Consider the following 13,152-nt stretch of genomic DNA (forward strand, 5'->3'; position numbering starts at 1 on the left):
TCAGCCGGCGATACGCTCGTGCGGCCGGTCGGCGCCCCACATCTTCTCGAGGTTGTAGAAGCCGCGCACCTCGGGCCTGAACACGTGAACGATCAGATCGCCGGCGTCGATCAGCACCCAGTCGCAAGCCGGCACGCCCTCGACCCGCAAGGGGCCGGTGCCTGCCGCCTTCAGGGCCTCCTGCAGCCTGTCGGCGATGGCGCCGACATGGCGATGCGAGCGGCCGGAGGTGATGATCATCGTATCGGCGATCGAGGTTTTGCCGGCGAGGTCGATTTCGACCGTCTCCTCGGCTTTCATTTCCTCGAGACAATGACGGGCGAGCGCCACGAGGTCGCCGTCGTGCCTTTCCGCGGCAGTTGGGGCCGATGAGCCGACCGCCGGGGGAGGGGAAGTATGTTCCGCCTCACCATGGGGCATGAGATTCAGTGCCTGATCCTCTTCAATGAATGGCGCAAACCGGGCGCCACGTTTCTTAAGATAATCGTCATTGGCTCGCGCTTCAACGCCGCTGCGCAGCCGCCGGCCCGGTGCGACCCGTCTGCGCGCGCAAGAAGGTCGAGGACAGCGGCGAGCGCGGCCCGTGCAGGAAGACCCAGGCGGGGGGCTCGCGCTGCATGAGCGCGGCCGCCCTGTGCTCGGGCAGGCGGAAGGGCGCGAGCGCCATCGCCGCGCGCGCGCGGCAGGCCTTCAGCGTCGCGCCCGGCCGGTCCACTACCGCGATGGGAACGAGCGCCGCGATGTCGCGCCAGTGCTGCCAGCGATGGAAGCCTGCGAGATTGTCCGCCCCCATCAGCCAGACGAAGCGGGTGCCGGGGCAGCGGCGCACCAGATAGGCAAGGGTGTCGTAGGTGTAGCGCGTGCCGATGCCCGCCTCGAAGCCGGTGACATCGATGCGCGGGTGGTCGGCGATGCGGCGCGCCGCCGCGATGCGCTCGGCGAGCGGCGGCAGGGCGGCGTTGTCCTTCAGCGGATTGCCGGGCGTGACGATCCACCACACCCGGTCGAGGCCGAGCCGCTTGAGCGCCGTCAGGCTCGCCAGCCGGTGCCCTGCGTGCGGCGGGTTGAACGTGCCGCCGAAGAGGCCGATGCGCATGCCCGGCCCGTGACGGGGCAGCGGGGGCGGCCCGGCGAAGCGCTGGTCGGGCATCAAGGCCGGGTCTGTCCGCTGCCGTGCACGCGATAGTTGAAGGAGGTCAGCTGCTCGACGCCGACGGGGCCGCGGGCATGCATGCGCCCGGTGGCGATGCCGATCTCGGCGCCGAAGCCGAACTCGCCGCCGTCGGCGAATTGCGTCGAGGCATTGTGCATGACGATGGCGGAATCGACCTCGGCGAGGAAGCGCGCGGCAGCCGCCGCATCCTCGGTGAGGATCGATTCCGTGTGATGCGAGCCATAGGTGTCGATATGGGCCATGGCGTCGTCGAGCCCGTCCACCACGCGCACGGCGATGATGGCGTCGAGATATTCCGTGCGCCAGTCCTCCTCGCTCGCGGGCGTGACGCGCGCATCGACCGCCTGCGTCGCCGCGTCGCCGCGCACGGCGCAGCCGGCGTCGAGGAGCATGGTGACGAGGGGCGCGAGATGCGTCGCCGCGCAGGCGCGGTCGACGAGCAGCGTCTCGGCCGCCCCGCAGATGCCGGTGCGCCGCATCTTGGCATTGAGCACGATGGTCTTCGCCATGGCGAGGTCGGCCGCGGCATGGACATAGACGTGGCAGATGCCGTCGAGATGGGCGAAGACCGGCACGCGCGCCTCGGCCTGCACGCGCGCGACGAGGCTCTTGCCGCCGCGCGGCACGATGACGTCGATATTGCCGCCGAGGCCGCCGAGCATGAGGCCCACGGCCTCGCGCTCACGCGTCGGCACGAGCTGCACGGCCTCCGCCGGCAGGCCGGCCGCGGCGATGCCGCGGGCCATGGCGGCGGCGATGGCCGAGGCCGAGCGGAAGCTGTCGGAGCCGGTGCGCAGGATCGCGGCATTGCCCGCCTTGAGGCACAGCGCCCCGGCATCGGCGGTCACATTCGGCCGGCTCTCGAAGATGACGCCGACGACGCCGAGGGGCGTCGCCACACGCTCGATGACGAGGCCGTTCGGCCGCGTGAAGGTGGCGAGCGTGCGCCCGACCGGGTCGGGCAGGGCGGCCACGGCCTCCACCGCCGCGGCGATGGCCTCGACACGGCCTTCGTCCAGGGCGAGCCTGTCGATGTAGGAGGCCGCCTGGCCGTTGCGGCGCGCCTCCGCCACGTCCTCGGCATTGGCGGCGAGGATCGCGGCCTTGTCGGCGCGCAGGGCCGCTGCGGCCTCGTTGAGGGCGCGGGTCTTCGTCTCCTCTGGGGCGATGGCGAGGGCACGGGCCGCCGCGCGCGCCCGGCGTCCGATGTCGTGCATGAGTGCGGCGATATCGTCGCTGCCGCTGATCACCTTGAGGCTCTCGCTCATCGTCCCCATTCCCGTTCGCCGGCCATCATAGCGGCCGGCCGTCGGCCAAACACCCGAAACCTGCGCCCCTCATTCCCTCCCTCTTGCGGAGGAGGGCTGGGCGCAGCTTTCGTCCATCTCATCCGCCCGCCAGCGTCATGTCGTCCCGGTGCACCATCTCGGCCCGGCCCGGATGGCCGAGGATCTGTTCGATGTCGCGCGAGGCGCGCCCGGCGATGCGCTGGGCGTCCTCCACGTCATAGGCCACGAGCCCGCGGCCGATCTCGCCGCCGGCCTCGTCGCGGATGATGACGGCATCGCCGCGCGCGAAATGGCCCTCGACGCGCCGGACGCCGGCCGGCAGCAGGCTGGCGCCGGAGCGCAGTGCCCGCGCCGCACCTTCGTCGACGACGAGCGCGCCCTTGGCCTCCAGCGTGCCGGCAATCCACTTCTTGCGCGCCGTGACCGGGTTCGACGGCGTCAGGAACCAGGTGCAGCGCGCACCCTCGGCGATGGCGCGCAGCGGGTTCTTCACCCGTCCGTCGGCGATCACCATGTGCGTGCCGCCGGCGGTGGCGATCTTGCCCGCCTCGACCTTGGTGCGCATGCCGCCGCGCGACAGTTCCGAGGCGGCGCCGCCGGCCATCGCCTCGATGTCGCGCGTGATGCGCGCGACGACCGGGATGAGCTTCGCGTCGGGGTCGCTCCCCGGCGGGGCGGTATAGAGCCCGTCGATGTCCGAGAGGAGCACGAGCAGGTCGGCGCCGGCCATGGTGGCGACGCGCGCGGCCAGCCGGTCGTTGTCGCCGTAGCGGATCTCGCTCGTCGCCACGGTGTCGTTCTCGTTGATGACGGGTACGGCCCGCATCTCGAGGAGCCGCGCCGTCGTGGCGCGGGCGTTGAGATAGCGCCGCCGCTCCTCGGTGTCGGCGAGGGTGACGAGGATCTGCCCGGCGGTGATGCCGTGATGGGCGAGCACCTCCGCCCAGGTGCGCGACAGGGCGATCTGGCCCACGGCCGCCGCCGCCTGGCTTTCCTCGAGCTTCAGCGGGCCCGACGGCAGGCCGAGCACCGTGCGCCCGAGCGCGATGGCACCCGAGGAGACGACGAGCACGTCGGCGCCGCGCCCGTGCAGTTCGGCGATGTCCTCGGCAAGCGCCGCGAGCCAGGCGTGCTTCAACCGCCCGCGCGCCCTGTCGACGAGGAGGGACGAACCCACCTTGACGACGACGCGGCGGAACCGGTCGATCGTCGGAACGGCGGCCGCCGTGGCGGCCTCGGCGGTGGTGCTCAGGGATGCCAAGAGCTCTCTCCCTCGCCGGCTCCTTCCTTGTTTGCCGCCGCCTCGCGGCCGTCGTCCTTCTCCTCGTCGCGCGCGGCGTCGATCTCGGCGAGCAGCGCCCGCAGCGCCGTCTCCACCCCTTCGCCCGAGGCGGCGGAGAGCACGAGCGGCGTGCGGCCCGCCGCGCGCTTGAGGCGGGCGAGCTGCTGCTTGCGCGTCTCGGGATCGAGCGCGTCCGCCTTCGACAGCGCCACGATCTCCGGCTTCTCGGCCAGGCCGTGGCCATAGGCCTCGAGCTCCCGGCGCACGACCTTGTAGGCCTTGCCGGCGTGCTCGCTGGTGCCCTCGACGAGGTGCAGCAGCACGCGGCAGCGCTCGACATGGCCGAGGAAGCGATCACCGAGGCCGTGGCCTTCGTGCGCGCCCTCGATGAGGCCGGGAATGTCGGCGAGCACGAATTCGCGCGCGTCGACGCGCACGACGCCGAGCCCCGGGTGGAGGGTCGTGAAGGGGTAGTCGGCGATCTTCGGCTTCGCCGCGCTCACCGTGGCAAGGAAGGTCGACTTGCCGGCGTTCGGCAGGCCGACGAGCCCGGCATCGGCGATGAGCTTCAGCCTCAGCCAGATCCACATCTCGGCGCCTTCCTGGCCCGGATTGGCCCGGCGCGGCGCCTGGTTGGTGGAGGTCTTGAAATAGGCGTTTCCGAAGCCGCCGTTGCCGCCGCGCGCCAGCACGACGCGCTGGCCGATCTCGGTGAGGTCCGCGATCAGCGTCTCGTTGTCCTCAGCGAAGATCTGCGTGCCCTGCGGCACCTTCAGCACCACGTCGGTGCCCTTGGCGCCGGTGCGGTTCTTGCCCATGCCGTGCACGCCGGGCCGGGCCTTGAAATGCTGCTGGTAGCGGTAGTCGATGAGCGTGTTGAGCCCTTCGACGCATTCGACGATGACGTCGCCGCCGCGCCCGCCGTCACCCCCGTCCGGGCCGCCGAACTCGATGAATTTCTCGCGGCGGAAGGAGACGCACCCCGCGCCCCCGTCGCCCGAGCGGACGTAGATCTTGGCCTGGTCGAGAAATTTCATGGCACCACACGGCTCCCGCATCCATGGCGGGGAGCGGTTTTCCTACAGGAGACGAACGCCCGCGGCAACGCATGCGCGTCGCCGCGGGCAGGCATCGATGGGTGAAGCCGCGTCTTTCGCGCTCACGCTGCCATCTGCTGACCGGTCCAGCGGGCCCGGCCGAGGATGGTGTCGTAGTGCGGCAGCATCCGGCCGTGCGCCCTGGCGGGCATCAGCCCTTCGCCGACGACGACGAAGCCGAGCTTCTGCTGCACCTTGAGCGAGGCCTCGTTGCCGGCGAACAGGCCGGAGGAGATGTGCACCGCCCGGCTGTCGGCGAAATAGGCGTCCACCACGGCGCCCGCCGCCTCCGGCATCAGGCCCTGGCCCCAGTGCTCCTCCCCCAGCCAGTAGCCGAGATTCATGGCGCCGTTGCGCGGAGCGATGCCGACGAGCCCGATCGGCTCGTCCGCCTTCGTCACCGTGTAGAGTGCGGCGCGGCCGGCGGCCCGGTCCTCGGCGCTCTTTTCGATGTGGGCGGCGATGTCGTCCGCAGACACCGGCCATGGCACCTGCGACAGCCAGCGCACGACCGGCCAGGTCATCTGCCGGTGCAGGGCCGGCACGTCTTCGCGGCGCGGGACCCGCAGGGACAGGCGTTCGGTACTGAGCGTATCCGGCATCATGGCTCTCCTCCGGACAGGGCGGGGGAAGGTTCTGCACCTGACACGAGGCAGGCTGCATCAGCTGTGCGCTCGCGCACAGCAAGGCCGACGAAAAGCGGGTTGGTCCAGCCCTTGAGGCTCTCCCAGATGCGCCGCTCGAGCCTGAGGTGGTCGACCGGGAAGACGCCGCCGCGCGCGGGGAACGGCAGCAGGCCCGCCCCGTCGGCGTGGAAGCCGCACTTCTCGAGGACCCGCCGCGAGGCCGGGTTGACGACGCGCACGCTCGCGACGATGGCGCGTGCCTCGCTGTGCGTGAAGGCCGTGTCGACGAGCGCCCTGACCGCCTCCGTGGCGAAGCCGCAGCCCCAGAAGGGCGTGCCCAGCCAGTAGCCGATTTCCGGCTCGCCGGCAGCCGACCGGCGCAGGCTGATGGCGCCCATCAGCTCGCATCTCCTGCCGCGCGGCGCGAGGGCGAGCGTCAGCGCCTTGCCGTCGGCATTGGAGCGACGGGCCTCGTAGATGAAGCCTTCGGCCGTGCCGGGCGGATAGGGATGGGGGATTTGCGCCGTCATCTCCGCGACGGCTTTGTCACCCGCGAGGCGCTCGACAACTCGGGCGTCGGCGAGACGCGGCCAGCGCAGCTCGAGCCGGGCGGTCTCGATCACGAAGGCGTCGTCGATGATCTCGCGGGTAAACATAGTCTCGCTCCGATCCTTGTGGCCCGTGCCGCCTCCCGCGGCCGGTGCCAGAAACGACGAAGGGGAGATGGCATCCCATCTCCCCTGTCGCATGGATCGGAAGCATTCATCTGGAGCTTCGATCCGCCGGTTCGTGGGATGCCGGCGGTAGCTCCTTCGTCTCAGCTGCCGCCGTTTACTCTGCCGCCTCGATGGCGGGTACAACCGACACGTAAGCTCGGCCGAGTTTCGTGCCGAAAGCCACGCGACCTTCCGTGAGCGCAAAGAGGGTATGGTCCTTGCCCATGCCGACGTTCACGCCCGGGTGGACGCGCGTGCCGCGTTGGCGCACGATGATGTTGCCGGCAACGACGGACTGACCGCCGAACTTCTTCACGCCGAGACGGCGGCCGTCGGAATCGCGGCCGTTACGCGAAGAGCCGCCTGCCTTTTTGTGTGCCATGTTCGTTACTCCCGAATACTGTCAGAGGGTGGCTGCGTTACCGCGCCGCGCCTCAGAGATCCTCACCCGACTTCAGCTCGGCCTGGTCGACCTTGGCGCGCGGGGGCTTGCCGGCGAGGAGCTCCTTCGCCTGCTCGATCCACTCGTCGCGCGCGATGCGGCCGCGCAGGTTGAGCTCTTCGTCGTACTTCGCGACGTCCGCCTCGCTCCAGGCGGCGATCTGCTCCCAAGAGGTGACGCCGGCGGCGCGCAGCTTCTTCTCGATCGTCGGGCCGACGCCCGCGATGAGCGAGAGGTTGCTGCTGTCGCGCGCCTCGGCGGCGGCCGGGGCAGCGGTTTCCTTGGCGGCCTTCGCCGGCTTGGCGGCGGCCTTCTTGCCCGACGGCTTGGCCCCGCCGGTCAGAATCTCGGTGATGCGCACGACCGACAGGTCGTGCCGGTAGCCGCGCTTGCGCTTCGAATTCTGGCGGCGACGCTTCTTGAAGGCGATGACCTTGGGGCCGCGCGCCTGCTCGACGAGCTCGCCCGCGACGAGGGCACCGGCAACCGACGGCGCACCCACTTCCACCTTGTCACCGTCGACGAGCATCAGCACGCTGTCGAAGGTCACGACATCACCCGCCTCGGCGACGAGCCTGTCGATCTTGATCACGTCGTTGGCGGCAACCTTGTACTGCTTGCCGCCGGTCTTGATGACTGCGAACATCTTTTGTCCTCGTGTTCGTCTCCCGGCTCTCGGCGGAAAACCGCCCGGCCGGCTTCTTGTCAGCCTGTTCCGGCTTGTTACGCACGCCCCGTCACGACCGCCGCCGCTCCGCCATGCGAAGGGCGACACCGAAGAAGTGCGCGCGACTCGAAAAAGCGCGGACATGCCGCGCCAGGGCGTTTCGATACATGCCAGGGCCGCATCTGTCAACGAAAACGGCCGCACGGCGGCACATTTTCGGGCGGGGCGGATGCTTCAGAACAGCTTGCGGTAGACGAGGAACCCCGAGCGTTCCGCAACCTTGTCGTAGAGCTGCATCGCGGCCGTGTTCGTCTCGTGGGTCTGCCAATAGACGCGCGGCGCGCCGGCCTGGCGGGCGCGCTCATAGACACTCGCGATGAGGGCGCGGCCCACCCCCTTGCCGCGCGCCGCCGCAACCGTGAACAGGTCCTGCAGATAGCAGCTCGGCGCGATCGCCGTCGTGCTGCGATGGAAGAGATAATGGGCGAGCCCGAGGAGCCGCCCGCCGTCTTCGGCGACGATGGCGTGCACCGGCTCATAGGCATCGAAGAAGCGCATCCACGTGGTGCGCGTGACCTCGGGCGCGAGGGCGGTCTCGCCGGAACGTCCGTAGAAGGCGTTGTAGCCGTCCCACAGGGGACGCCACCGGTCGTAATCGTCCGCCGTGACGGGGCGGATGCGGATGGAATCGGGCACGGGAAGAAACCCTCGATGGTCGGGCGGTCACCATGCCGCGGGCGCCGGCTCCTGTCACGAATTCCGGCGCCGCCGGCCTAAAACGGGCCGCAGGGATCTTTATTCACAGGGACGGCTTGATCTTCGCCCGGTTGCGCGTATATGAACGGCCCGCCATCAAGGAGAGGTGGCAGAGTGGTTGAATGCACCGCACTCGAAATGCGGCATAGGCGCAAGTCTATCGGGGGTTCGAATCCCTCCCTCTCCGCCAGATCGCCGCTTGCTCGCGCGGCGTGAAATCCGGGTCGGTGGCTCCACAGCCGCCGTGTTGTCGCTCAGACAACCGTACATGGCTCGGCCAGTCCGCTTTCCCTGAGCGGCGCCGGACGGCGCGCTTTTCGTGCGCCGGTTCCTCCATCCTGGAACTGCCTAGAACCCGCGTTCGCTCAGCCCCGAGCGCGGGACGTGTTCAGCGCCACGGCCGCGCGCACGAGGGCTTTCAGGGCCTCCTCGTCGATCGCCTGACCCTCGCGGAAATCGATGGCGCGACGGGTATTGCCGTCGAGGCTGGCGTTGAAGAGGCTCGCCGGGTCGTCGAGCGCGGCTCCCCTCGCGAAGGTCATCTTGACGACGTTCTTGTAGGTCTCGCCGGTGCAGATCATGCCGTCGTGATACCAGACGGGGACGCCGCGCCACTTCCAGTCCTCGGTCACGTCGGGGTCGGCCTGCCTGATCAGGGCGCGCAGCCGGGAGAGCGTGTCGCCCCGCCAGTCACCCAGTTCCCTGATCCTCTCGTCGATGAGCTGGGAAGGGGACTTTTCATCCCCGGGTTGTCCTGTCGCCATGGCATTCCTTCTTGTTCCGCGCTCTTCGGCCGCTCCGGCGGGCGCCGGTCGGGACCTCACACCAATCCCCTTGCGGGTTCAAGAGGGACAGCGGTCCGAGCGGGGGGCTCCGTCCGCCATGCGCCGGCCGGCGAATACTTAGGTGTTGACCTAAGTTTTTCATCGTCCTATGAATGCCACGTCGGCAGCGGCCGTTTGACGGCCGCGGCACCATTCCAGAGAGGGACATGACGCTACAGGAAGCCGGTCCCATGCCTCCCGCGGCCCAGGTGGACGGGATCTTCCGGGCCCTGTCCGATCCCACGCGGCGGCATGTGCTCGAACGGTTGAGCAGGAGCCCGGCCTCGGTCAGCGAGCTGGCGCAGCCCTACAAGATGGCGCTGCCGTCCTTTCTCGAGCATCTGCGGGTGCTCGAGGGCTGCGGCCTCGTCAGCTCGCGCAAGGAGGGGCGCGTGCGCACCTATCAGCTCGCTCCCGACCGTCTCAAGCTCGCCGAGGACTGGCTCGGCCGGCAGCGCACCATGTGGGAACGCCGGCTCGACCGGCTCGACAGCTATCTCATGGCGATGAAAGAGGAGGAAACCGAATGACATCACCTTTGGCGAGCAACCTGGCCAAGCCCGATCCCGAGCGGGATCTCGTCATCGAGCGCGAGATCGACGTGCCGGTCGCACTCGTTTGGAAGGCGTGGACCACGCCGGCGCACCTGCGCCAGTGGTTCGTCCCCAAGCCGTGGACCATCACCGCATGCGAGATGGACCTCAGGCCCGGCGGCATCTTCAGCACCGTCATGCGCTCGCCGGAGGGGCAGGAGTTTCCCAACCTCGGCTGCTATCTCGACGTGGTGCCCGAGGAGCGCCTCATCTTCACCGACACGCTCCTGCCGGGCTTCCGGCCGTCGCCGAACCCGTTCTTCACGGCCGCGTTGCTGCTGGCGTCGAACGGCTCGGGCACGCGCTACACCGCCATCGCCCTCCATGGGGATGCCGAGGGACGCAAGAAGCACGAGCAAATGGGCTTCTACGACGGCTGGAACACGGTGGTCGACCAGATGGTCGACTTCATCAAGCGCCAGTAGGCCGGCCCCAGGCCCTCTGGCGGCCCTGCCCGGGCAGGCCCGCCGGCAGGGCCTCACGGGTCAGTGGGCGACGCCGCTCTCCGTCATGTGCAGCCGGGAGAAATGAGCGTGCCCGTCGTCGATCGCAAGCGGCACCGGCCCTTTCGTCCATGACGAGCCGCGGCCGACCTCACACACGTCATATTCGAAGCCCTGTGGCAGGTTGATGCGGGCGCGGTGTTCCTCGCCGGTGACCGGGTTGAGGATCGGATCGCCCCGCGACTCGACCCAGCCCGGGACGTTGACGCGGGCGGTGCGCGCGTCCGGGTCGATCTCGAAATCGATCGTGGTGAAGACCGGGTCGTGCACCTTGGCAAAGGTGGTCGAGAAGACCTGGAAGAAGGTGGCGCCCGGCTCGGTGTCGAGGCCGCTCATGATGCGCAGGAGCGCATCGCGCTGCTCAGGGGACGCACGCTCGTCGACGATCGGCACCACCTCGCCGCCGCCCTCGTGGATCGCCCCCGGCCATGACACGATCATGCCGATCCTGAGGCCGTCGAGCCGCGTCTCGCCATGGTGCCCCTCCTCGATGTCGACGAAGCCGACCGCATGGCAATTGCCGTGCGTGGGCCGCGCGTTGAACTGGCAGGGACAGCCGTAGTTGCAGTTGCACTGGATGAATTCGCGACCCTTGATGGTCCACTTCGTATCCGGCATGGCGTCCTCCCCATGGCTCGTCCCCGTGCACGCGGCTCGGATTGGGTCGCGATCGCAGGGCAATGCAGGTTACGCAAAGATGTCCGGACAATCTTAACTATAGCAGGAACGACCAGGCAGCAGAAGGCGCGGGGCGTTTCGCGTCCGCCCGATCAGCCGCGCTTCTCGGCCGGAGCCGTGAAGTGACGCAGGAAGTCGAGCGGGAAGGGGAAGACGATGGTGGAGTTGCGCTCGTCGGCGATGTCGTGCAGCGTCGTCAGATAGCGCAGTTGCATGGCCTCCGGCACGGTCGCCAGCATCGTCGCCGCCTCGACGAGCTTCTCGGCCGCCTGCTGCTCCGCCTCGGCGCTGATGATGCGGGCGCGGCGGTTTCGTTCCGCCTCGGCCTGGCGGGCGATGGCGCGCACCATGCTCTCGTCGATGTCGACGTGCTTGATCTCGACATTGGCCACCTTGATGCCCCAGGCGTCCGTCTGGCTGTCGAGGATTTCCTGGATGTCCTCGTTGAGCTTGTCGCGCTCGGCCAGCATCTCGTCGAGCTCGTGCTTGCCGAGGACGGAGCGCAGGGTCGTCTGCGCCAGCTGGCTGGTGGCCATGAGGAAATTCTCGACGGCGAGCACGGCCTTGTCCGCATCGACGACGCGGAAATAGATGACGGCGTTGACCTTCACCGACACGTTGTCGCGCGAGATGACGTCCTGGCTCGGCACGTCATGAACGATGGTGCGCAGGTCGACGCGCACGAGCTGCTGCACGAAGGGCACGAGCAGGATGAGGCCAGGCCCCCTGACGCCGGAGAAGCGGCCGAGCGTGAAGACCACCGCGCGCTCGTACTCGCGCATGATGTGGACCGCCAGCGACAGCAGGAAGCCGATGAGCAGGACGGCGACGAGATAGGGGGCGTAGTCGAACATGGTCATCTTCCTCGGTTCTCGGGCGCCGTCTCCGCTGCCGGTTCGACGACCAGGGTGAGCCGCTCGCGGGCGACGACCCGCACGCGCTGGCGCGGGGCGAGCACGACGTCGGCCCGGGCCGCCCAGCGCTCGCCCTGGACGTGCACCTGGCCGTGGCCGTCGCTCCAGGCCAGCACCTCTCCGGTCATGCCGATGAGGCCGGTATCGCCCGTCGCGACCCGGCGCCGGTGGGCGCGCACGGCTGCGGTCGCGGCGATGATCAGCGTTCCGGCGCTGACGGTGGCGGCCGCCATGACGATGGGCCAGGAAAGGGCGAAGCCCGGCACGTCCCTGTCGAAGACGAGGAGGGAGCCGAGGACGAAGGCGATGATGCCCCCTATGCCGAGGATGCCGAAGGAGGGCAGGAAGGCCTCCGCCGTCATCAGTGCCACCCCGAGCAGGATGAGGCCGACGCCGGCATAGTTGACCGGCAGCAGGTTGAGCGCGAAGGCCGCGATGAGGAGGCAAATGGCGCCGATGACGCCGGGCACGATGGCGCCCGGGCTCAGGAACTCGAAGACGATGCCGTAGATGCCGATGAGCAGCAGGACATAGGCGATGCTCGGATGGGTGATGGTGGCGAGGAGGCGCGTGCGCCAGTCGGGCTCGATGACCACCGGCCTCAGCCCCGCCGTGTCGAGCCGGTGCTCCGTGCTGCCGATGCGCACCGTGCGCCCGTCCGCCTGGGCGAGGAGGTCGGAGAGGTCGTTCGCGACGATGTCGACGACGCTGCGGGCGAGGGCCTGTCGCGCCGGCAGGCTGGCCGCCTGGCGCACGGCCTCCTCGGCCCAGTCGGCATTGCGGCCGCGCAGCTCTGCAAGCCCGCGGATGAAGGCGACGGCGTCGTTCACGGCCTTGGCCGTCATGGCGTCGGCCGGCGCGCTGGGCTGTTTGTCCTGCCCGGCGTCGTCCTTGTCCCGGTCGAGCGGCTGGCGCCCGCCGCCGAGTTGCACCGGCGTCGCCGCACCGAGATTGGTGCCGGGCGCCATCGCGGCGATGTGGCTGGCGTAGAGGATGTAGGTGCCGGCGCTGGCGGCGCGGGCGCCGCTCGGGCTCACATAGGTGGCGATGGCGATGGGCGAGGCGATGATGTCGCGGATGATCTCGCGCATGGCGCTGTCGAGCCCGCCCGGCGTGTCCATGCGCAGGATGACGAGCCCTGCCTCGCGGCGCGTCGCTTCGGCAAGGCTGCGGCGCAGGTATTCAACCGTCGCCGGACCGATGGCGCCCTCGATGTCGAGCACGATCGCCTCGCGCGATCTGGCCGCCTCCCGGGGCGTTTCGACGGTCTGGGCCGCGGCTGTGAAGGCGCAAAGGCCGAGGATCCCGGCCAGGAGAACGGCGAGGAAGCCGTTGGACGGGGGGCGATCGGGCAGCGGGCGCGTGCAATCCATCGGAGCGTGACGATCTGGCGCCACGCATTATGGCCTGCCGGCCGGCTTTTGTCTGCCCTCGGCCGTATAGTCGGCGGTGGGCGGCGGGAAGAGGCGCGAGGCACGACGCCTCCTCTCGTCCTCGCCGGGCTTGTCATCGCAAGTCCGGCTCGCCCGACTTGCGGCATTTCTCAAGAGACGCAATGCGCGTGCGGCGTTGCTGTTGCCGCCCAGGCCTT

General features: G+C 69.4%; 16 protein-coding genes and 1 tRNA gene. 3 read left to right on the top strand and 14 right to left on the bottom strand.

The features are described 5' to 3' along the window. The 10 genes from rsfS to AL346_RS11810 form a co-directional block, all read right to left on the bottom strand. On the bottom strand, nucleotides 1-420 hold the full coding sequence (gene rsfS / locus AL346_RS11765) for a ribosome silencing factor (protein WP_082312502.1): 420 nt from the start codon (nucleotides 418-420) through the stop codon (nucleotides 1-3). An 82-nt stretch (nucleotides 421-502) separates the two neighbouring features. Then, nucleotides 503-1,150, bottom strand: coding sequence for a nicotinate-nucleotide adenylyltransferase (locus AL346_RS11770; RefSeq protein ID WP_019401050.1), 648 nt, complete (start codon nucleotides 1,148-1,150; stop codon nucleotides 503-505). Beyond that, entirely contained in the window at nucleotides 1,150-2,442 is a 1,293-nt protein-coding gene (locus AL346_RS11775) for a glutamate-5-semialdehyde dehydrogenase (protein ID WP_026014936.1), read from the bottom strand. The genes AL346_RS11770 and AL346_RS11775 overlap by 1 nt, the downstream gene beginning before the upstream one ends. 118 nt (nucleotides 2,443-2,560) lie before the next feature. Next, the gene (proB, locus tag AL346_RS11780) at nucleotides 2,561-3,724 is read right to left on the bottom strand and encodes a glutamate 5-kinase (protein ID WP_019401048.1); all 1,164 of its coding nucleotides are present in this window, start codon (nucleotides 3,722-3,724) and stop codon (nucleotides 2,561-2,563) included. Continuing rightward, nucleotides 3,712-4,782: a GTPase ObgE gene (gene obgE / locus AL346_RS11785; RefSeq protein WP_053193689.1), complete on the bottom strand. Its 1,071-nt coding sequence runs from the start codon at nucleotides 4,780-4,782 to the stop codon at nucleotides 3,712-3,714. The genes proB and obgE overlap by 13 nt, the downstream gene beginning before the upstream one ends. Nucleotides 4,783-4,904: 122 nt before the next feature. Further along, nucleotides 4,905-5,444: a GNAT family N-acetyltransferase gene (locus AL346_RS11790; RefSeq protein WP_157672216.1), complete on the bottom strand. Its 540-nt coding sequence runs from the start codon at nucleotides 5,442-5,444 to the stop codon at nucleotides 4,905-4,907. Then, nucleotides 5,444-6,124: a GNAT family N-acetyltransferase gene (locus tag AL346_RS11795; protein WP_019401045.1), complete on the bottom strand. Its 681-nt coding sequence runs from the start codon at nucleotides 6,122-6,124 to the stop codon at nucleotides 5,444-5,446. The genes AL346_RS11790 and AL346_RS11795 overlap by 1 nt, the downstream gene beginning before the upstream one ends. 175 nt (nucleotides 6,125-6,299) lie before the next feature. Beyond that, nucleotides 6,300-6,566 (bottom strand): 50S ribosomal protein L27, encoded by a 267-nt coding sequence (gene rpmA / locus AL346_RS11800; protein WP_019401044.1) that lies wholly within the window; start codon nucleotides 6,564-6,566, stop codon nucleotides 6,300-6,302. Between the two features lie 52 nt (nucleotides 6,567-6,618). Continuing rightward, entirely contained in the window at nucleotides 6,619-7,272 is a 654-nt protein-coding gene (locus tag AL346_RS11805; RefSeq protein WP_019401043.1) for a 50S ribosomal protein L21, read from the bottom strand. Between the two features lie 255 nt (nucleotides 7,273-7,527). Beyond that, nucleotides 7,528-7,989, bottom strand: a complete 462-nt coding sequence (locus tag AL346_RS11810; protein ID WP_019401042.1) for a GNAT family N-acetyltransferase — start codon at nucleotides 7,987-7,989, stop codon at nucleotides 7,528-7,530. Nucleotides 7,990-8,149: 160 nt separating this feature from the next. Here AL346_RS11810 and AL346_RS11815 point away from each other — a divergent pair. Further along, a tRNA-Ser gene (locus tag AL346_RS11815) sits at nucleotides 8,150-8,239 on the top strand. A 175-nt stretch (nucleotides 8,240-8,414) separates the two neighbouring features. Here the strand turns inward: AL346_RS11815 and AL346_RS11820 are convergent. Further along, nucleotides 8,415-8,813, bottom strand: coding sequence for a DUF1801 domain-containing protein (locus AL346_RS11820; RefSeq protein WP_019401041.1), 399 nt, complete (start codon nucleotides 8,811-8,813; stop codon nucleotides 8,415-8,417). 227 nt (nucleotides 8,814-9,040) lie between these two features. Between AL346_RS11820 and AL346_RS11825 the strand changes: the two genes are divergently transcribed. Further along, on the top strand, nucleotides 9,041-9,403 hold the full coding sequence (locus AL346_RS11825) for a metalloregulator ArsR/SmtB family transcription factor (protein WP_050996491.1): 363 nt from the start codon (nucleotides 9,041-9,043) through the stop codon (nucleotides 9,401-9,403). Further along, complete coding sequence (locus AL346_RS11830; RefSeq protein WP_026014934.1) at nucleotides 9,400-9,891, top strand: SRPBCC family protein; 492 nt, start codon at nucleotides 9,400-9,402, stop codon at nucleotides 9,889-9,891. Before AL346_RS11825 ends, AL346_RS11830 begins: the two co-directional genes overlap by 4 nt. Before the next feature lie 60 nt (nucleotides 9,892-9,951). On the opposite strand, the gene AL346_RS11835 is transcribed toward AL346_RS11830, so the two are convergent. From AL346_RS11835 to AL346_RS11845, 3 genes are all read right to left on the bottom strand, one after another. Next, nucleotides 9,952-10,587, bottom strand: a complete 636-nt coding sequence (locus AL346_RS11835; protein WP_019401038.1) for a DUF1326 domain-containing protein — start codon at nucleotides 10,585-10,587, stop codon at nucleotides 9,952-9,954. Nucleotides 10,588-10,739: 152 nt separating this feature from the next. Then, nucleotides 10,740-11,507, bottom strand: a complete 768-nt coding sequence (locus AL346_RS11840) for a slipin family protein (protein WP_019401037.1) — start codon at nucleotides 11,505-11,507, stop codon at nucleotides 10,740-10,742. Further along, nucleotides 11,504-12,934, bottom strand: coding sequence for a nodulation protein NfeD (locus AL346_RS11845; protein WP_019401036.1), 1,431 nt, complete (start codon nucleotides 12,932-12,934; stop codon nucleotides 11,504-11,506). Before AL346_RS11845 ends, AL346_RS11840 begins: the two co-directional genes overlap by 4 nt. Between the last annotated feature and the right edge of the window lie 218 nt (nucleotides 12,935-13,152).

Origin of the sequence: Chelatococcus sp. CO-6, from assembly GCF_001271345.1 — a bacterium.
Taxonomy (GTDB): domain Bacteria; phylum Pseudomonadota; class Alphaproteobacteria; order Rhizobiales; family Beijerinckiaceae; genus Chelatococcus_A; species Chelatococcus_A caeni.